Genomic DNA, 18,337 nt, shown 5'->3' with positions numbered 1-18,337 from the left:
CGGGAACCCCGACCATGGCCTACTGCACCCTGTCCGCGCAAGAAATTGACCACGCCTCGCCGCAATACCGCGACGGCAAATTCCGCAACCCGGTGCGGATGCACAAGGCCGGCTTCATGGGCACGCTGCGCATCCTGTACCGCGTGGCTTTCGAAAAGCCGGCCGATACCGCGCCGGCCAAGGCGGTGCCGGTGCACGCCATCACGCGCGAGCAGCTGCTGGTGGCGCCCAACAACAGCGTGTTCCGCCTGGGCCATTCGACCGTCCTGCTCAAGCTGGACGGCGGCTTCTGGCTGACCGACCCGGTGTTCTCCGAGCGCGCCTCGCCGTTCCAATGGCTGGGACCCCAGCGTTTCCACCAGCCGCCGATCAGCATAGAGCAGTTGCCGGCGCTCAAGGGCGTGATCCTGTCGCACGACCATTACGACCACCTGGACCGTGCCGCCGTGCTGGCGCTGGCGGCCAAGACCGAGCACTTCCTCGCCCCGCTGGGCGTGGGCGACACGCTGGTCAAGTGGGGCGTGCCGGCCGCCAAGGTGCAGCAGCTGGATTGGTGGCAATCCACCGCCGTGGACGGCGTGCGCCTGACGGCGACGCCGGCGCAGCACTTCTCGGGCCGGGGACTGACCGACGGCAACAAGACACTGTGGGCCTCGTGGGTCATCCAGGCCGGCGGGCAGCGCATCTTCTTCAGCGGCGACACCGGCTACTTCAAGGGCTTCAAGGAGATAGGGGACAAATACGGCCCCTTCGACCTGACGATGCTGGAGACCGGCGCCTACGACCCGCAATGGCCGGACATCCACATGCAGCCGGAAGAAACGATGCAGGCCCACATCGACCTGCGGGGCAAGCTGCTGATGCCCATCCACAACGGCACTTTCGACCTGGCCATGCATGCGTGGAACGAACCGTTCGACCGCATCAGCGCGCTGGCCGAGCAGCGCGGCCAGGTGCTCGCCACGCCCGAGATCGGCCAGCAGCTCAACCTGCGCCACATCCCCGCCACCGGCAAATGGTGGCTGCAAGCCCTCTAGAATAGGGCGGTGTCAGACTGTGACGTTGATGAGGCGGCCGACCGTCTGGCCCTGGGCGTTGAGCTGGGGCGCGCGCGGCAGGCCGTCCAGGCTGGCGGGAACGGGTTTGGTGATGGTGCTGTCGAGCCGGACCGGGGCCGCCGTGGGGGAGTTGGCGCTCTCGGCCGCACGGCTTGCTTTTTGCCGGGTGCTGAGCTGCTCCTGGTCCTTCGCCAACTGCACGCGGCTGTCCTGCAGCCGGCTGGCGTCCTGGTCCACACGCGTCTGGTCCTGCTGGACTTTACGTTCAGCAATCGCAACCGCATTGCGCAGCGTATTGACGGACGTGACGGTTACCACGGTGCACCCTCAGAGCGGACTGTATCTCAAGCGTAGGCCAAAATTGGCGCGGTTGCAATACAAAAAAAGGGCAAGGCCGGAAGGGAACGGCCTTGCCCAAGCCTACAGGGGAGTTGTGTTTAGAAGCGGTACAGCAGCGATCCTTCCACCGCCCGGCCGAACAGCGGACGCGCATTGATCGGGCCGCTGTTGCCGCTGCTCAGGCGCGAGTTGCCTTCCGTCAGCCCCAGCTCGTTGTTGACGTTGGTGGCCGCCAGCCGCAGCTCGATCTTCTCGCCCAGCGAGAACAGCGCGCCCAGGTCCAGCGTGCGGTAGGACGGCAGGTATTGCAGATTGGCCTGGTCCGCCCAGCGCGCGCCGATCTTGGTGTAGGTGCCGTACAGCTTGACCGAGTTGTCGTCGCCCAGCGGGATCTTGTAGGTCGGCGTGAAGCGGAACTGCAGCTTGGGCTGGCGCTGCACCATCTTGCCTTCGGTGGCCGGGTTGTCCTTGTATTCGGACTTCTGGTAGTCGCCGGTCAAGGTCAGGGTCAGGTTGCGCACCGGACGCAGCGACACTTCCCACTCCAGGCCGTTGCCCTTGGAGCCGCTGGTGGAGTTCAGGATGCTGCCGTTGGACAGGATTTGCTGGAAGGCGATGCCGTCGAACTCGGTGTGGAAGGCGTTGATGTAAGCGCTGTACAGCTCGCCCACCGTCTTGAAGCCCACTTCCAGCTGCTTGATTTTCGGCGTCGGCAGGCCGCTGCGGTCGTCCACCGCCTTCTGGCTGCCGGCGTTGCGCAGGTCGTCGAAGGTGATGAAGGTGTGGCCGGTGTTGGCGCGCGCGAACACGCTGGCGTCTTTGCTCAGCTTGTAGTTGCCGCCTATGGTGAAGGAGCTGGCCGTGTCCTTGCGGCCCAGCGCGGTGTACGCGCCGCTGGGCATCGAAGTGCCGTTGTTGTACACCGTGAGCGGATTGTTGTCGGTGTCGGCCGAGACCAGGTTGGAGACCGAGCCGTCGATTTTCTGCCGTTCGCGGCGCGCGCCGGCGTCGACCTTGATGCGGTCGTTCACCTTCCATTCGTTGCTCGCGTAGAAGGCGGTGTTGCTGCCGTCGTAGGACGCGTTCGGCGCGTAGAACACATTGCCGTCGGTGCCGTTGTTGGACACCACCACGCCGTTGTTGAGTTTGACGTTGATCAGGCTGGCGTTCGGCACCGCCGTCATCAAATGGCTGTTGCCCAGGTACCAGACGTCGTCCGACGAGTAGCTGGCGAAGTAGGCGCCCACGGTGACGGTGTTGCCCTGCATCCATTCGCGGCTGACGCGCAGCTCGTCGGTGAACGATTTCAGCTTTTTCTCCACCGCCCACAGGCCGGCCTGCACCACCTGCGTGCTGTCCGAGACCGCGCCGCCGCCGTTGGTGAAGGTGGCCGTGGCCGACGTGGCCGGGCGGCCCGCCGCCGCCAGCGTGGCCGCGCTGCCGTTGGCCGAGGCGATGGCGGCCGCCTTGTAGGCGCCCATGGTGAGCGGATTGTTGCCGGTGAACATGGCGATGGTGTTCATGTCCGCGTCGAAGCGGTTGAACTTGTTCGACACGGTCCAGCCGCTGAAGGTCTGGTCGAACTCGGCGCCGAAGACGTTGCCTTTCAGGCCGCGCCCGTCGCCCAGGTCGTAGGTCAGGGTCTTGCCGGGCGCCGCTTCCAGCGTGAAGCGGCGCATTTCGCCGCTCATCAGGGTGCCTTTCAGCGGGTCGAAGCCGGGGAAGGCGCTGATGCTGCGGCCTTCGTTGGCCGAGATCAGCGGCACGCCGGTGTAGAAGGCGTTCTTGTCGCTGGTGCTGCGGGTGTACAGGGTCAGCTCGCCCTGGTCCAGCTTGCGGGTCAGGGTGGCGGTGATCTGGTGGCCGTCGTCGGCCGGGAAGCCGGCGTCGCGCACGCCGTGCGCGGTGCGGTAGAAGCCGCCCACGCTGCCGTACCAGCCGTCGCCGATCTTGCCGCCGTAGTACAGGTCAACCCGGCGCAGCTCGCCGGTGCCGGCTGTGAAGCGGATGCTGCCTTCCGGCGTGTCCGTGCCCTTTTTCAGGATGAAGTTCATGGTCGCGCCCGGCTGGCCGCTGGAGAAGATGGTGCTCGGGCCGCCGCGCAGCACTTCCACGCGCTCGATGGTGTCGTCCAGGCGGAAGGCCGACGAGCCTTCGAAGAAGGACAGGGTGGGCACTGGATAGATGGGGTTGCCCTGCATTTGCACCGAGACGAAGGGCGAATCGGAGCCGGACGGGAAGCCGCGCACTTCGATATTGGCGCCGGACTGGCCGCCGGTGGCTTCGGCGTACACGCCGGGCACCAGCTTCATCACGTCGGCGGTGCTGCTGGGCGAAGCCTGTTTCAGCTGTTCCTCGCTGGCGGTGGTGATGGAAAACGCCGAGTCGAGCTTGCGCACGCCGCGCGAGGCGGCCACGCCGGTCACCACCACCTGCTGCAGCTCGGCGGCCACGGAATCCTTGGCCGGGGCGGCGGCGGGCTGGGCCGGCGGGCTGGCGTCCTGCGCCTGCGCCTGGTTCATCAGGGTCAGGACGGCCAGCGTCACTGACGACAACAGAAACTGTTTCGAGCTGTTCATATGCTTCTCTTTCTTATCGAGGTAATCGTGCTGTCTCACGGACATGATGCCACTGTCCACACGCTTCGCAGAGGTCGTTGCTGCGAAAGTGTAGCCATTAAATCCACAAATGATATCGATGTCAATCAAATTGTTATCGATGTCATTTGATGTGTTGCGCTTTAAAAAATCTGTCATAATGCGTCGCAAGTACTGAAAAGAAGACAAGAAAGCGATGCATGCCTGCACCTAAGACCATGGAGGACCTGGCCAAGCTGGCGGGGGTATCGAAGATCACCGTGTCGCGCGCGCTGCGCGACAGCCCGCTGGTCACGCAGGAGACCCGCGACAAGGTGCGCCAGATCGCCAGCGAGCAGGGCTACCGCCTGAACGTGAGCGCGCGCAACCTGCGCATGCGCCGCAGCTATTCGGTGGCGGTGGTGGTGGAAATGACGCCCGTGAAGGGCCGGCCGATGTCGGACCCGTATCCGCTGGAGCTGCTGGGCGGCATCACGCAGGAATTGACGACGGCCGGCTACAGCGTGGTGCTGACCTCCAAGCAGCTGCTGGACACGGCCCCGGTGCAGGGCGCGGACGGCATGATCCTGCTGGGCCAGGGCTCGCACGGCGAAGCGGTGCACGCGCTGCAGAAGACCGGCCTGCCGCTGGTGGTGTGGGGCGCGCCCGAGCCGGGCGGCGACTATATCGTGGTCGGCTCGGACAACCGCGCCGGCGGCGTCAGCGCCGCGCAGCGTTTCATCGACCTGGGCCGCCGCAAGCTGGTGTTCCTGGGCGACGTGGACCACGCCGAGGTGCAGGAGCGCTGCGCCGGCTTTATCGACGCCCTGGGCGGCCAGGGCACGGTGCACATCATGCGGCCCAAGGCCTTCACCTTCGAGGCCGGCTTCGACTGCATCTCGTCGCTGCTGAAGAAGAAGGGGCCGGTGTTCGACGGCGTGTTCGCCGCCAGCGACTCGCTGGCCATGGGCGCCATCCGCGCGCTGGCGGAAAAGAATATGCGGGTGCCGGAGTCGGTGTCCGTCATCGGCTACGACGACACGCCCAGCGCCGCCAGCTTTGTGCCGCCGCTGACCAGCGTGCACCAGTACCTGCGCGACGGCGGCGTGCTGCTGGCGAAAAAAATGCTGGGCCTGATCGAGTCCCAGCCTGTGCAGTCCGAAATGCTGCCGACCATGCTGATGGTGCGGCAGACCTGATCCGGAAACAACGCCAGCTGCGGCTGGCTTTTTTTGAAACCGGCTTCCAAACCGGTTTGAATATCGAAAAGGACGAGTATCGTGCCCCCTGAACACACTTACCCGCTGGAACCGTGGTGCATCCGCGAGACCGCCTTCGACACCGGCTCCCACTTCCTGGACGAGACCCTGTTCGCGCTGGGCAACGGCTATATCGGCCTGCGCGGCACGCACGAGGAGGGCTACACCGGTCCGGCCGGCACCTCGCTGGACGGCACCTACCTGAACGGCTTCTACGAATCGGAAGCCATCCACTATCCGGAAGCGGCCTACGGCCTGGCCAAGACCAACCAGTTCATGCTGAACGTGCCCAACGCCAAGGGCATTGCGCTGTGGCTGGAGGACGAGCGCTTCGATCCGCTGCAAGGCACCCTCAACAGTTACGAACGCATGCTGGATTTCCGCACCGGCGTGCTGCGCCGCGTGCTGGAATGGACCTCGCCGCAGGGCCGCCGCGTGGCCATCGCCAGCCGCCGCCTGGTCAGCATGACGGACAAGCATCTGTTCGCGATTGAATACGAAGTGACGCCGCTGAACTTCTCCGGCAAGGTGGTGCTGGTGTCCAGCGTGGACGGCGCGGTGAAGAACCTGGAGGCGGGCGACGACCCGCGCGTGGGCTCGGCCGTCAGCGGCCAGTCGCTGGCGCTGGTGGACGCCGAACAGGCGCCGCACTTCTCCGCGCTCACGCAGCGCACCGTCAACAGCGGCTTCCGGCTGGTGAGCGCGGTGCAGAGCGAGATGCGCGGCGTGTTCGAACTGGCGCAGCGCCGCCAGGAGCAGCGCCTGGAGCAGGTCTACACCGTGGCCGCCATGCAGGGCGAAGCCATCCGCCTGAGCAAATACGGCAGCTACCACAGCTCGCGCGACTATCCCGAGGCCGAACTGCTGCCGCGCGCCAAAGCCACGCTGGCCGCCGCTGCCGCCAAAGGCTTCCGCGCGCTGGCGCAGGAGCAGGAGCACTACCTGGCCGACTTCTGGCAGCACGCCGACGTGGAAATCAGCGGCGACGACGCGCTGCAGCAAGGCATGCGCTTCAACCAGTTCCACCTGCTGCAATCGGCCGGCCGCGACGGCAAGACCAATATCTCCGCCAAGGGCGTGACCGGCGAAGGCTACGAGGGCCACTATTTCTGGGACACGGAAATCTACATCTTCCCCTTCTTCCTGTACTCCAAGCCGGAGATCGCCAAGAAGCTGCTGGAGTACCGCTACGCCGGCCTGCCGCTGGCGCGCGAGCGGGCGCGCCAGATGTCGCACGCCAAAGGCGCGCTGTACCCGTGGCGCACCATCGCGGGCGTGGAATGCTCGGCCTACTACCCGGCAGGCACGGCGCAATATCACATCAACGCCGACATCGCCTACTCCATCAAGCTGTACATGGAAGCGACGCGGGACGAGGACTACCTGCTGCAATACGGCGCCGAGATCGTGCTGGAGACGGCGCGCATCTGGATGGGCATAGGCGCCTACGACCGCGCCGGCCGCTACTGCATCAACGAAGTGACGGGGCCGGACGAATACACGGCGCTGGTCAACAACAACTACTACACCAACGCCATGGCGCGCATGCATCTGGACTTCGCCGCCTCCATCGCCGAGCGCCTGGCGCAGGAGCAGCCGGAGGCCTACGCGCGCATCGCCGCGCTGGTGCAGCTGGACGCGGACGAGGCGCCGCAATGGCGCCGCGCCGCCGCGCGGATGCTGCTGCCGTATGACGAAGCGCTGCAGATCCACGCGCAGGACGACAGCTTCCTCGACAAGAAGGTGTGGGACTTCGCCAACACGCCGAAGGAAAACTATCCGCTGCTGCTGAACTACCACCCGCTGGTGATCTACCGCCACCAGGTATGCAAGCAGGCCGACGTGGTGCTGGCCCTGCTGCTGCTGAGCGACGAGTTCAAGCCCGAGGACAAGCGGCGCGACTTCGACTACTACGAGCGGGTGACCACGCACGATTCCTCGCTGTCGTCCTGCATCTTCAGCATCATCGCGGCGGAAGTGGGCTACCAGGACAAGGCTTACGACTACTTCATGGAGACCGCGCGCCTGGACCTGGACAACACGCACGGCAACACGCACTACGGCGTGCACACCGCCGCCATGGCGGGCACCTGGATGGGCGTGGCCTACGGCTTTGCCGGCATGCGCGTGGTGGACGGCGCGGTGCGCTTCGCGCCGGCGCTGCCCAAGCAGTGGCGGCACTACCAGTTCAAGCTGCACCTGCAAGGCTGTTTGCTGCAGGTGCGCGTGGAAGCCGGCCGCACCGTCTACACCCTGCTGCAAGGGGACGCGCTGGCCTTCAGCCACCGCGGCCAGCCGGTGGCGCTCAGCGCCGCCGCCAACGTAAAGGAACTCGCATGAACACCTTCGACGCAGTGATCTTCGACCTGGACGGCGTCATTACCGACACCGCGCGCTACCACTACCTGGCCTGGAAGCGCCTGGCCGAAACGCAGGGCGTGCCCTTCGACGAGGCCTTCAACGAGCACCTGAAAGGCATAGACCGCATGGGATCGCTGGACCTGATACTGGCGTCCGCCGCGCGCAGCTACACGCAGGAGGAAAAGCTGGCGCTGGCCGACGAGAAGAACCGCCACTACGTGCAGCTGATTTCCACCATGTCCCCGGCCGACCTGCTGCCCGGCGCCGTGCCCGCGCTGGACGCCTGCCGCGCCGCCGGCCTGAAGATAGGCCTGGCCTCGGTCAGCAAGAATGCCTTTGCCGTGCTGGAGATGCTGGGCATCACCGGCAAGTTCGACTACGTGGTGGACGCGGCGAAGATCGCGAAAGGCAAGCCGGACCCGGAGATATTCCTGAAGGCCGCGTCGGAACTGGGCGTGGCGCCGGAGCGCTGCCTGGGCGTGGAGGACGCGGTGGCCGGCGTGGCCTCCATCAAGGCGGCCGGCATGACGGCGCTGGGCGTGGGCGATCCGGCGGTGCTCACCCAGGCCGACCGCGTGATACCGGGCCTGGGCCGCTTCAGCCTCGACCTCAGCTTGGCCAACTAAAACTACAATCATAAAAATACCGGAGACACCATGAACAAGCAGCGCATCCTGTTCGCCCTGTTTTTGATTTACTTCGTTTTCGCCATCCTGCTCAACAGCGTGGGCACGGTGATCCTGCAGGTCATTGCCAACTACGGCGTGAGCAAGTCCGGCGCCAGCGTGCTGGAAGGTTTCAAGGACCTGCCGATCGCCATCGTGTCCTTCCTGGTGGCGTCCTTCCTGCCGCGCATCGGCTACAAGAAAGCCATGCTGGCCGGGCTGGCGCTGGTGACGCTGGCCTGCGTGGCCATGCCGCTGGCGCCCGCCTTCCTCACCACCAAGCTGCTGTTCCTGTGCGTGGGCGTGGCCTTTGCGCTGGTGAAGGTGTCAGTGTATTCCACGCTGGGCCTGATCGCGGCGGACCGCAAGCAGCACGCCAGCATCATGAACACGCTGGAGGGCTTCTTCATGGTGGGCGTGCTCAGCGCCTACTGGGTGTTCGGCTACTTCATCGACTCGGACAACCCGCAGTCGCAAAGCTGGCTGCAGGTCTACTGGGTGCTGGCGGCCTTGTGCGCCATGACCTTCGCGCTGGTGCTCACCACCGGGTTCGACGAAAGCACCGCCGCGCTGCCTGCCGAGCGCAGCCTGGCGCAGGACTTCGCCGCCATGCTCAGGCTGTTCTTCAAGCCGCTGGTGTGCGTGTTCGTCATCACCGCCTTCCTGTACGTGCTGATCGAGCAGAGCGTGGGTACCTGGCTGCCCACCTTCAATAACGAAATCCTCAAGCTGCCGGCGGCCATGAGCGTGCAGGTGACCAGCATCTACGCGGCCTGCCTGGCGGTGGGACGCTTGTCGGCGGGCGTGCTGATGCGGCGCCTGAACTGGTATCCGGTGATGAACGCCTGCGTGCTGGGCATGGGCGCCATGGTGCTGCTGGCCCTGCCGCTCACGCACGACATTGCGCACAACCCCAATGTCAGCTGGTCCACCGCGCCGGTGGCGGCCTTCTTGTTCCCGCTGATCGGCCTGTTCATGGCGCCCATCTACCCCGGCATCAATTCCGTCATGCTCAGCTCCCTGCCCAAGAACCAGCACTCCGCCATGACCGGCTTGCTGGTGATCTTTTCCGCGCTGGGCGGCACCACCGGCTCGCTGATCACCGGTTATGTGTTCGGCAATTTCAGCGGCCACTTTGCCTTCTACCTGACGCTGGCGCCCATCTCTATCATCTTGATTATGTTGTATTTTTTCAAAAAATCGGTGGATGCCGGAGCGGACGGCTATGACGGCTCGGCTATAATCAGCGGTCAGCATTGAAGCTTCCGCCATGAACCTCAAGAGTCTTGCCGACTTGCTCGGCATGTCCAAAACCACCGTGAGCCGGGCACTGAACGGGTATCCGGAAGTGAACGTGCGCACGCGCGAGCGCGTGCTGGCCGCTGCGCGCGAGGCGGGCTACGAAGCCAATCCCATGGCGCGCGGGCTGGCGGTGGGGCGCACCAATGTGTTCGGCATCATCTACCCGCTGCTGCCGGCGGATTTGGGCGACGCCATGTTCCTGCACACGGTGGGCGGCATGACGGAGGCGCTGGAAGCGCGCAAGATGAACTTCATCATCGGCCCCGTATCGGCCGGCAACGAGCTGGCCTCCTATGAGCAGATCGTGCGCGGGCGGCGCGTGGACGGCCTGGTGGTCAGCCGCACGCTGGTGCGCGACGAGCGCATCGCCTTTCTGAGCAAGGCGGGCTTTCCTTTCGTGGCGCACGGCCGCACGGCGCTGGACACGCCCTATGCCTGGTTCGACTATGACAACGAGGCGGGCATCCGCATGGCGGCGGCCTGCCTGCTGGAGCAGGGCCACCAGCGCATTGCGCTGCTGAGCGCTCCGCTGGAAATGAACTTCGCCTGCCAGCGCAAGCAGGCCTTCCTGGCCGCGCTGTCCGGCGCTGGTTTGAGCGCCGACCCGCGCTATCTGATTTCGGACACCATAGACCGCCGCAGCGGCTACCAGGCCATGCAGCAGCTGCTGGCCTGCACGCCGCGTCCCACCGCCGTCATCGTGGACAACCATTTGTCCGGCGTGGGCGCGGTGCGCGCGCTGCTCGACGCGGGCGTGGAGATCGGCAAGGAGATGTCGATTATCGTCTGGGGCAGCCTGGCCGACACGCTGGCCGGCGCCAACGTCACCACGATAGACCAGCCCGACCCGGCGGGCGCCGGCAAGAAGATGATAGAAATGCTGCTGGCCCTGTCCACCGGCACCCCGGCCGGCGAGCTGCAAGTGCTATGGCAGCCCGTCCTCCTCCCCGGCGCCACCGTGGGCCGCTGCCCCGCCTGAGGCGCTTGTCTTCCAGCGCTCATCCGAAAGACAATCGGCCATACCGCTATTTGCGGTGGCGCGGGGGCGGCTCGGGGTCTTGTTCGGGTTCGGACTCGGTCGCCAGGCGGTGCGAGACGGCGAAGATGTCGGTGAAGGTGCGGCGGCGGATTTCGTTTTGCAGCAGCTCGGCCAGCGTGACAGGATCGAGCAGGCCGAGTTCGCCGGCGTCGTGCACCAGCTGGTCGGGTAAGGAGATGTGTATGGTCGTCATGGTCCCTCCGGTTTGACCCAGCATAGGGGAAGGCATGGCGGGGATATTGATTTTTCTCCTGCTGAGCTCACTTAGCCTTTCAGGTCGACAGCGCCGTAAAGCGGATGCGGTTGCCGAAGGGATCCCACACCGTCATCTCGCGCCCCCAGTCGCGCTCCTCGATGCCGGGCCGCATGTGCCGGTACTGCTTGGCGTTCAGCTCCGCGTGCAGCGCATCCAGGTCGTCCACGTGCACCATCAGCGCCATGCCCGGCGATCCGTCGCCGTGATGCTCGCTCAAGTGCAGCGTCAGCGCCCCGCGCCGGAGCTCCATGTAGAGCGGCGTGTCCGGCTCGAAGCGGTGCTCCCATGCGATGTCAAAGCCGAGAAAATCGACATAGAACTCCTTGGCCTTGGCCTCGGAAAAGCTGCGCAGGATGGGAATGGCTGGAGAGAGTTGCATGATGCCCCCTGACTGGACGGCGCCGCAGCGGGCTGCTGCGGCGCCGGGGGAGTATTACATATTGCGGCGGTACTGGCCGCCGACTTCGAACAGCGCGGCCGTGATCTGGCCGAGTGAGCAGACGCGCACGGCGTCCATCAGCTTGCCGAACACGTTCTCGTTGTCGATGGCGGCTTTCTGCAGCGCGGCCAGCGCGGCCGGTGCTGCGGCTGCGTGGCGCGTGTGGAAGTCTTCCAGGCGCTTGAGCTGCGACTGCTTTTCGTCGTCGGTGGAACGCGCCAGTTCGATCGGCGCCGGCACGTCGGTGGCCTTCGGATTGCGGAAGGTGTTCACGCCGATGATGGGCAGCGTGCCGTCGTGCTTCTGGTGCTCGTACAGCATGGACTCTTCCTGGATCTTGCCGCGCTGGTAGCCGGTTTCCATCGCGCCCAGCACGCCGCCGCGCTCGGCGATGCGCTCGAATTCCTGCAGCACCGCTTCTTCCACCATGTCGGTCAGCTCGTCCATGATGAAGGAACCCTGGTTCGGGTTCTCGTTCTTGGCCAGGCCCCATTCGCGGTTGATGATTAGCTGGATCGCCAGTGCGCGGCGCACGGATTCGTCGGTCGGCGTGGTGATGGCTTCGTCGTAGGCGTTGGTGTGCAGCGAGTTGCAGTTGTCGTAGATCGCGATCAGCGCCTGCAAGGTGGTGCGGATGTCGTTGAAGTCGATCTCCTGCGCGTGCAGCGAGCGGCCCGAGGTCTGCACGTGGTACTTCAGCTTCTGCGAGCGGTCGTTGGCGCCGTACTTGTCGCGCATCGCCACGGCCCAGATGCGGCGGGCGACACGGCCCAGCACCGTGTATTCCGGGTCCATGCCGTTCGAGAAGAAGAACGACAGGTTGGGCGCGAAATCGTCGATGTGCATGCCGCGCGCCAGGTAGGCTTCGACGAAGGTGAAGCCGTTCGACAGCGTGAACGCCAGCTGCGAGATCGGGTTCGCGCCCGCCTCGGCGATGTGGTAGCCGGAGATGGACACGGAGTAGAAGTTGCGCACCTGGTGGTGCACGAAGTACTCCTGGATGTCGCCCATCACCTTGAGCGAGAACTCGGTCGAGAAGATGCAGGTGTTCTGGCCCTGGTCTTCCTTCAGGATGTCGGCCTGCACCGTGCCGCGCACGTTCTGCAGCACCCAGTCCTTGATCTTGGCCGCTTCGTCGGCGCTAGGCTGGCGGTGGTTCTCGGCGACGAACTTGTCCACCTGCTGGTCGATGGCGGTGTTCATGAACATGGCCAGGATGGTCGGCGCCGGGCCGTTGATGGTCATCGACACCGAGGTGCTCGGGCTGCACAGGTTGAAGCCGTCGTACAGCACTTTCATGTCGTCCAGCGTGGCGATGGACACGCCGGAGTTGCCCACCTTGCCGTAGATGTCTGGACGGATCGCAGGGTCGGCGCCGTACAGCGTGACCGAGTCGAACGCGGTCGACAAACGCTTGGCGTCCATGCCGGTGGAGACCAGCTTGAAGCGGCGGTTGGTGCGGAAGGCGTCGCCTTCGCCGGCGAACATGCGGGTTGGATCTTCACCCTCGCGCTTGAAGGCGAACACGCCGGCGGTGAAGGGGAAGGAGCCCGGCACGTTCTCGGACATCAGGAAGCGCAGCACTTCGCCGTCGTCCTCATAGCGCGGCAGCGCCACCTTGCGCACCTTGGTGCCGGACAGCGTGTGCGAGATCAGACGGGTGCGGATTTCCTTGTCGCGTATCTTCACCACGTAGTCGTCGCCCGCGTAGGCGGCCTGCATGTCCGGCCATTGCGCCAGCAGCTTCTTGGCGCCCGCTTCCATGGCGCTGTCGCGGTCCGAAATCAGGGTGTCGAAGTCGGCGCCCAGATCCATGCCCTTGGCTTCTTCCAGCATGCGCTTCGATTCGCGCAGTTGCTGGCGCTCGCGCGCCAGCTTGACCTGCTTGGCGGTGTTCTTGTGGTAGCCGCGCACGGTGTCCGAAATCTCGGCCAGGTAGCGCGCGCGCGCCGGCGGCACGATCACGTTCTTGCCGCTGCTGAAACGCACGTCCACCGCCGGCAGCTTGCCCGCCACGGTCTTCATGCCGAATTCGGCCAGCTTGACCACCAGGCCCTGGTACAGCGAGGTCACGCCGTCGTCGTTGAAGCGCGACGCCTGGGTACCGTAGACCGGCATTTCTTCCGGACGCTGGCTCCACAGTTCGCGGTTGCGCTGGTATTGCTTGGCCACGTCGCGCAGCGCGTCCAGCGCGCCCTTGCGGTCGAATTTGTTGATGGCGATGAAGTCGGCGAAATCGAGCATGTCGATTTTCTCCAGCTGCGAGGCGGCGCCGAATTCCGGCGTCATCACATACATGGACACGTCGACGTGCGGCACGATGGCGGCGTCGCCCTGGCCGATGCCGGAGGTCTCGACGATCACCAGGTCGAAGCCCGCTACCTTGCAGGCGGCGATCACGTCCGGCAGCGCCTGCGAGATTTCGGAACCCGCTTCGCGCGTGGCCAGCGAGCGCATGAAGACGCGGCTTTGGCCGGCCCATGGAGCGATGGCGTTCATGCGGATGCGGTCGCCCAGCAGCGCGCCGCCCGATTTGCGGCGCGACGGGTCGATGGAGATGACGGCGATGTTCAGCGCGTCGCCCTGGTCCAGGCGGATGCGGCGTATCAGTTCATCGGTGAGCGAGGATTTGCCCGCGCCGCCGGTGCCGGTGATGCCCAGCGTGGGCACCGGCAGGTCTTCGGCGGCGGCGCGCAGTTCGGCGCGCAGCTCGGGGGAGGCTTTCTCGTTCTCCAGCGCGGTGATCAGCTGGGCCAGCGGGCGGTGGCGGCCAGAAATGTCCAAACCTGTGTCGCCTTCGCGCAGCGGCGCCAGGGCCGTCGGGGAGTACTGCGACAGGTCGATGTCGCACTGCTGCACCATCCACTGGATCATGCCGGCCAGGCCCATGCGCTGGCCGTCTTCCGGGCTGAAGATGCGGGTCACGCCGTAGGCATGCAGGTCCGCGATTTCTTCCGGCACGATCACGCCGCCGCCGCCGCCGAACACCTTGATGTGCGCGCCGCCGCGCTGGCGCAGCAGGTCCAGCATGTATTTGAAGTATTCAACGTGGCCGCCCTGGTAGCTGGAGATGGCGATGCCTTGCACGTCCTCGGCCAGCGCGGCGGTGACCACTTCGTCCACCGAGCGGTTGTGGCCCAGGTGGACCACTTCCACGCCGTTCGATTGCAGGATGCGGCGCATGATGTTGATCGAGGCGTCATGGCCGTCGAACAGGGAGGCGGCGGTGACGAAGCGTACCTTGTTGGCCAGCTTGGCCTGCTCGGGCACGGCGGCGAGTTTCGGAGCGGAGAGGTCGTTCATGGGTGTCCTTGTCGTTCTGGAACGCGAGAAATTTGATTATATGACGTTTACGTTAACGTCAAGTCAAGCGATTTTGTGGCGCGTGGCGGGTTAGCGGCGCAGCCGCGTAACCCGCCAGGCCGTCACGCGGCGTGCTGGTGGCCACCGCCGAACGCGGCCATCAGGCGCGCCTTCTCGGCGCGGAACTCGGCCACCGCTTTTTCCTTCACATGCCCAAAGCCGCGGATCTTCTCCGGCAGTTGCGCCAGCGCCACTGCCGTCTCATAGTTGCCTGCATTCAACTGCGCCAGCACGGCGCCGACCAGTTCGCGGTATTCGCCTATCAGCGCGCGTTCCATCTTACGCTCATCCGTGTAGCCGAAGATGTCGAATGCACCGCCACGCAGGCCTTTCAGCTTGGCCAGCATCTTGAACGCGCTCCACATCCACGAGCCGAATTCGGCTTTCACCAGATGGCCCTTGGCATCCTTCTTGGCCAGCAGCGGCGGCGCCAGGTTGAACTTGAGCGAGAAGTTGCCCTCGAACTGGGACTGCAGCTGTTCGACGAAGCGGCCGTCGGTGTACAGGCGCGCCACTTCGTATTCGTCCTTGTAGGCCATCAGCTTGGACAGCGACTTGGCGACCGCCATCGACAGCTTGTTGCCCAGGTTGAGGTTCGCATCCTTGGCGCGCACCTGCTGCACCAGCTCCTCGTAGGATGCGGCGTAAGCGGCGTCCTGGTAGCCGGTCAGGAACTCGACGCGCTTCTTGATCACCGATTCCAGGCTTTGCGGCATCTGCACCACGATGGCCTGGCCGGGGATGGCGGTCTTCTCCACGCGCTTCAGGTCGACGGCGGCGCGGCGGCCCCACAGGAAGCTCTTCTTGTTCGCTTCCACGCCCACGCCGTTCAGCTCAATGGCGCGCAGCAGCGACGCTTCGGTCAGCGGGATGCGGCCCTTTTGCCACGCGTAGCCCAGCATGAACAGATTGGCGGCGATGGAGTCGCCCATCAGCGCGGTGGCCAGCTTGGTGGCGTCGATGAAGTCGGCGCTGTGGTGCTGGGCCGCGCCCACCGATTCCTCGATCAGCGCGCGCACTTCGGCGGCCGGGTACTGCCAGTCGGCCTGCTGCGCGAAGGTCCCGGGCGGCTGCTCGTGCAGGTTGACCACGGCCAGGGTGCGGCCCGGACGCATCTTCGAGACCGCGTCGGCGGCGCCGGCGGTCAGCATGTCGCAGCCCAGCACCAGGTCGGCCTCGCCGGTGGCGATGCGCTGCGCGCGCAGGTGGGCCGGCGAGCTGGCCACCTTCACGTGCGAGGTGACGGAACCGTTCTTCTGCGACATGCCCGTCATGTCCAGCACCGACGCGCCTTTGCCTTCCAGGTGCGCCGCCATGCCCATCAGCGCGCCGACGGTGATGACGCCGGTGCCGCCGATGCCGTTGATCAGGATGTTGTACGGCTGCTCGCAGGCCGGCAGCACAGGCTGCGGCAGCGCGTCCCAGCCGTCGGCCGATTTATCCTTGCTCACGCCGGTTTTCGATTTCTTCAGCGCACCGCCTTCCACTGTCACGAAGGACGGGCAGAAGCCTTTTACGCACGAGTAGTCCTTGTTGCAGGACGACTGGTCGATGGTGCGCTTGCGGCCGAAATCGGTCTCCTTCGGCAGGATGGACACGCAGTTGGACTGGATGCCGCAATCGCCGCAGCCTTCGCACACGGCCTCGTTGATGACCATGCGCTTGGCCGGGTCCGGGAACTCGTTTTTCTTGCGGCGGCGGCGCTTCTCGGCCGCGCAGGTCTGGTCGTAGATCAGCACCGTGGCGCCTTCGATCTCGCGCAGCTCGCGCTGCACCGCGTCGATCTCCTTGCGGTCGTGCAGGGACACGATGGACGGCAGGGCGGAGCGGTCGGTGTAGCGGCTCAGGTCTTCGGTCACCAGCGCAATCCGTTTGATACCCTCTGCGGCCATCTGCTGCGCAATCATCGGCACGGACACGGTGCCGTCCACCGGCTGGCCGCCGGTCATGGCGACGGCGTCGTTGTACAGGATCTTGTAGGTGATGTTGACCTTGGCCGCCACGGCGGCGCGGATGGCCAGGTAGCCGGAGTGGAAATAGGTGCCGTCGCCCAGGTTCTGGAACACGTGCGGCACTTTCGAGAACGCGGCCTGGCCTATCCACGGCGCGCCTTCGCCGCCCATATGGGTGGTCAGCTTGTTGTACTCGGGGTAGATCGACGTGGCCATCACGTGGCAGCCGATGCCGGCCAGCGCGAAGCTGCCGTCCGGGACCTTGGTAGAGGTGTTGTGCGGGCAGCCGGAGCAGTAGAAGGCCGGGCGGAACGGGGTGCTGATGGCTTTCTTCAGCACGGCGTCCTTGGCGTCCAGGAAGGTCAGGCGGGCCTTGATCTGGTCCTGGATATTGGTGTCGGAGATGTACTGCTTGACGCGCGAGGCGATCACGCGCGCCACTTGCGAGACCGAGAAGTCGGCCTTGGGCGGCAGCAGCCATTCGCCGCGCGGGGCCACCCATTCGCCCTTGTCGTCGAACTTGCCGATCACGCGCGGACGCACGTCGTCGCGCCAGTTGTAGAGCTGTTCCTTGAGCTGGTATTCGACGAATTGGCGCTTCTCTTCCACCACCAGGATCTCGTCCAGGCCCTGCGCGAATTCGCGCACGCTGTCCGGCTCCAGCGGCCACGGCATGGCCACTTTGAACAAGCGCAGGCCGACGGTGGCGGCCATCGCTTCGTCGATGCCCAGCTCCTCCAGCGCTTCCAGCACGTCCAGGTAGGACTTGCCGGAGGCGATGATGCCCAGCTTGGCGTCCTTGGAGTCGATGGTGGTGTGGTTCAGCTTGTTTTCACGGGCATAAGCCAGGGCGGCGTAGATCTTGTAGTCCTGCATCAGCGCTTCCTGGTTGCGCGCCTGCTGGCCCAGCGGGATGGACGACAGGCGGGCGTTCAGGCCGCCTTCCGGCATGACGAATTCCTTGGGCAGCTTCACTTCCACGCGGAACGGGTCGGCATCGACCGACGCCGAGGACTCGACGGTGTCGGCCAGCGCCTTGAAGGCCACCGCGCAGCCGGAGAAGCGCGACATGGCCCAGCCGTGCACGCCCAGGTCCAGGTATTCCTGCACGTTGCAGGGATAGAGCACGGGGATCATGCAGGCCGAGAAGATATGGTCGGACTGGTGCGGCAGGGTGGACGAATAGGCGCCGTGGTCGTCGCCGGCCACCAGCAGCACGCCGCCGTGCTTGGCGGTGCCGGCATGGTTCATATGTTTGAAGACATCGCCGCAGCGGTCCACGCCGGGGCCTTTGCCGTACCACATGGCAAACACGCCGTCGTACTTGGCCTCGCCGATCAGGTCCACCTGCTGCGAGCCCCATACGGCGGTGGCGGCCAGGTCCTCGTTTACGCCGGGCACGAACTGCACCTTGTGCGCCTGCAGGTGCGGCTGGGCCTTCCACAGCGTCTCGTCCAGGCCGCCCAGCGGCGAGCCGCGGTAGCCGGAGATGAAGCCGGCGGTGTCCAGGCCGGCGGCGGCGTCGCGGATCTGCTGCACCATGGGCAGGCGCACCAGGGCCTGGATGCCGGAGAGGAAGATGCTGCCGGAGGTGGCTGTGTATTTGTCGTCGAGCGTGACGGTGCTGAGGCGCGAGGACGCGAGTGCCGTATTTTCGGCCATGGTGATGTCTCCAAATGGTGTTCGGGTGGTTTGCCGTTCCGTTGCCGCGCCGGGTAAGCGCAAGCG

12 protein-coding genes are annotated in these 18,337 nt (G+C 65.4%); 6 read left to right on the top strand and 6 right to left on the bottom strand.

Features of this window, described 5'->3' with window-relative positions; all coding sequences use genetic code 11:
* The first annotated feature begins 14 nt into the window (after nt 1–14).
* Nucleotides 15–1,037, top strand: a complete 1,023-nt coding sequence (locus tag AC07S4_RS17200; protein WP_494987817.1) for an MBL fold metallo-hydrolase — start codon at nt 15–17, stop codon at nt 1,035–1,037.
* Nucleotides 1,038–1,049: 12 nt separating this feature from the next.
* Here the strand turns inward: AC07S4_RS17200 and AC07S4_RS17195 are convergent, their stop codons facing one another.
* Together AC07S4_RS17195 and AC07S4_RS17190 are read right to left on the bottom strand one after the other, a co-directional pair.
* The gene (locus AC07S4_RS17195) at nt 1,050–1,376 is read right to left on the bottom strand and encodes a hypothetical protein (RefSeq protein WP_494987816.1); all 327 of its coding nucleotides are present in this window, start codon (nt 1,374–1,376) and stop codon (nt 1,050–1,052) included.
* A gap of 119 nt (nt 1,377–1,495) precedes the next feature.
* Nucleotides 1,496–3,976 carry a TonB-dependent receptor domain-containing protein gene (locus AC07S4_RS17190; protein WP_494987815.1) on the bottom strand — a complete coding sequence of 827 codons (2,481 nt, stop codon included), beginning with the start codon at nt 3,974–3,976 and terminating at the stop codon, nt 1,496–1,498.
* Nucleotides 3,977–4,194: 218 nt separating this feature from the next.
* Here AC07S4_RS17190 and AC07S4_RS17185 point away from each other — a divergent pair, with 218 nt between their 5' ends.
* From AC07S4_RS17185 to AC07S4_RS17165, 5 genes are all read left to right on the top strand, one after another.
* Complete coding sequence (locus tag AC07S4_RS17185; RefSeq protein ID WP_161074987.1) at nt 4,195–5,172, top strand: LacI family DNA-binding transcriptional regulator; 978 nt, start codon at nt 4,195–4,197, stop codon at nt 5,170–5,172.
* 81 nt (nt 5,173–5,253) lie between these two features.
* Nucleotides 5,254–7,572 carry a glycoside hydrolase family 65 protein gene (locus AC07S4_RS17180; RefSeq protein ID WP_494987814.1) on the top strand — a complete coding sequence of 773 codons (2,319 nt, stop codon included), beginning with the start codon at nt 5,254–5,256 and terminating at the stop codon, nt 7,570–7,572.
* Complete coding sequence (gene pgmB, locus AC07S4_RS17175; protein ID WP_494987813.1) at nt 7,569–8,219, top strand: beta-phosphoglucomutase; 651 nt, start codon at nt 7,569–7,571, stop codon at nt 8,217–8,219. Before AC07S4_RS17180 ends, pgmB begins: the two co-directional genes overlap by 4 nt.
* A gap of 30 nt (nt 8,220–8,249) precedes the next feature.
* The gene (locus tag AC07S4_RS17170) at nt 8,250–9,518 is read left to right on the top strand and encodes an MFS transporter (protein WP_494987812.1); all 1,269 of its coding nucleotides are present in this window, start codon (nt 8,250–8,252) and stop codon (nt 9,516–9,518) included.
* Nucleotides 9,519–9,528: 10 nt separating this feature from the next.
* Nucleotides 9,529–10,539: a substrate-binding domain-containing protein gene (locus AC07S4_RS17165; RefSeq protein WP_494987811.1), complete on the top strand. Its 1,011-nt coding sequence runs from the start codon at nt 9,529–9,531 to the stop codon at nt 10,537–10,539.
* Nucleotides 10,540–10,585: 46 nt separating this feature from the next.
* Here the strand turns inward: AC07S4_RS17165 and AC07S4_RS17160 are convergent, their stop codons facing one another.
* The 4 genes from AC07S4_RS17160 to AC07S4_RS17145 form a co-directional block, all read right to left on the bottom strand.
* Nucleotides 10,586–10,792, bottom strand: a complete 207-nt coding sequence (locus AC07S4_RS17160) for a hypothetical protein (RefSeq protein WP_494987810.1) — start codon at nt 10,790–10,792, stop codon at nt 10,586–10,588.
* 79 nt (nt 10,793–10,871) lie between these two features.
* Nucleotides 10,872–11,237 (bottom strand): glyoxalase superfamily protein, encoded by a 366-nt coding sequence (locus AC07S4_RS17155; protein WP_494988249.1) that lies wholly within the window; start codon nt 11,235–11,237, stop codon nt 10,872–10,874.
* Between the two features lie 51 nt (nt 11,238–11,288).
* The gene (gene icmF, locus AC07S4_RS17150) at nt 11,289–14,597 is read right to left on the bottom strand and encodes a fused isobutyryl-CoA mutase/GTPase IcmF (protein ID WP_494987809.1); all 3,309 of its coding nucleotides are present in this window, start codon (nt 14,595–14,597) and stop codon (nt 11,289–11,291) included.
* 122 nt (nt 14,598–14,719) lie between these two features.
* Entirely contained in the window at nt 14,720–18,271 is a 3,552-nt protein-coding gene (locus AC07S4_RS17145) for an indolepyruvate ferredoxin oxidoreductase family protein (RefSeq protein WP_494987808.1), read from the bottom strand.
* Between the last annotated feature and the right edge of the window lie 66 nt (nt 18,272–18,337).

The organism is Pseudoduganella sp. GW821-FHT05F09 (genome assembly GCF_059419605.1).
This window is presented reverse-complemented; position numbering and strand designations above follow the sequence as displayed.

Bases quoted from the DNA above. Each gene is read 5' to 3' on its own strand.
- AC07S4_RS17160 (WP_494987810.1), bottom strand. From the start codon at position 10,792: ATGACGACCATACACATCTCCTTACCCGACCAGCTGGTGCACGACGCC.
- AC07S4_RS17170 (WP_494987812.1), top strand. From the start codon at position 8,250: ATGAACAAGCAGCGCATCCTGTTCGCCCTGTTTTTGATTTACTTCGTT.
- AC07S4_RS17190 (WP_494987815.1), bottom strand. From the start codon at position 3,976: ATGAACAGCTCGAAACAGTTTCTGTTGTCGTCAGTGACGCTGGCCGTC.
- AC07S4_RS17185 (WP_161074987.1), top strand. From the start codon at position 4,195: ATGCCTGCACCTAAGACCATGGAGGACCTGGCCAAGCTGGCGGGGGTA.
- AC07S4_RS17145 (WP_494987808.1), bottom strand. From the start codon at position 18,271: ATGGCCGAAAATACGGCACTCGCGTCCTCGCGCCTCAGCACCGTCACG.
- AC07S4_RS17165 (WP_494987811.1), top strand. From the start codon at position 9,529: ATGAACCTCAAGAGTCTTGCCGACTTGCTCGGCATGTCCAAAACCACC.
- icmF (WP_494987809.1), bottom strand. From the start codon at position 14,597: ATGAACGACCTCTCCGCTCCGAAACTCGCCGCCGTGCCCGAGCAGGCC.
- pgmB (WP_494987813.1), top strand. From the start codon at position 7,569: ATGAACACCTTCGACGCAGTGATCTTCGACCTGGACGGCGTCATTACC.
- AC07S4_RS17200 (WP_494987817.1), top strand. From the start codon at position 15: ATGGCCTACTGCACCCTGTCCGCGCAAGAAATTGACCACGCCTCGCCG.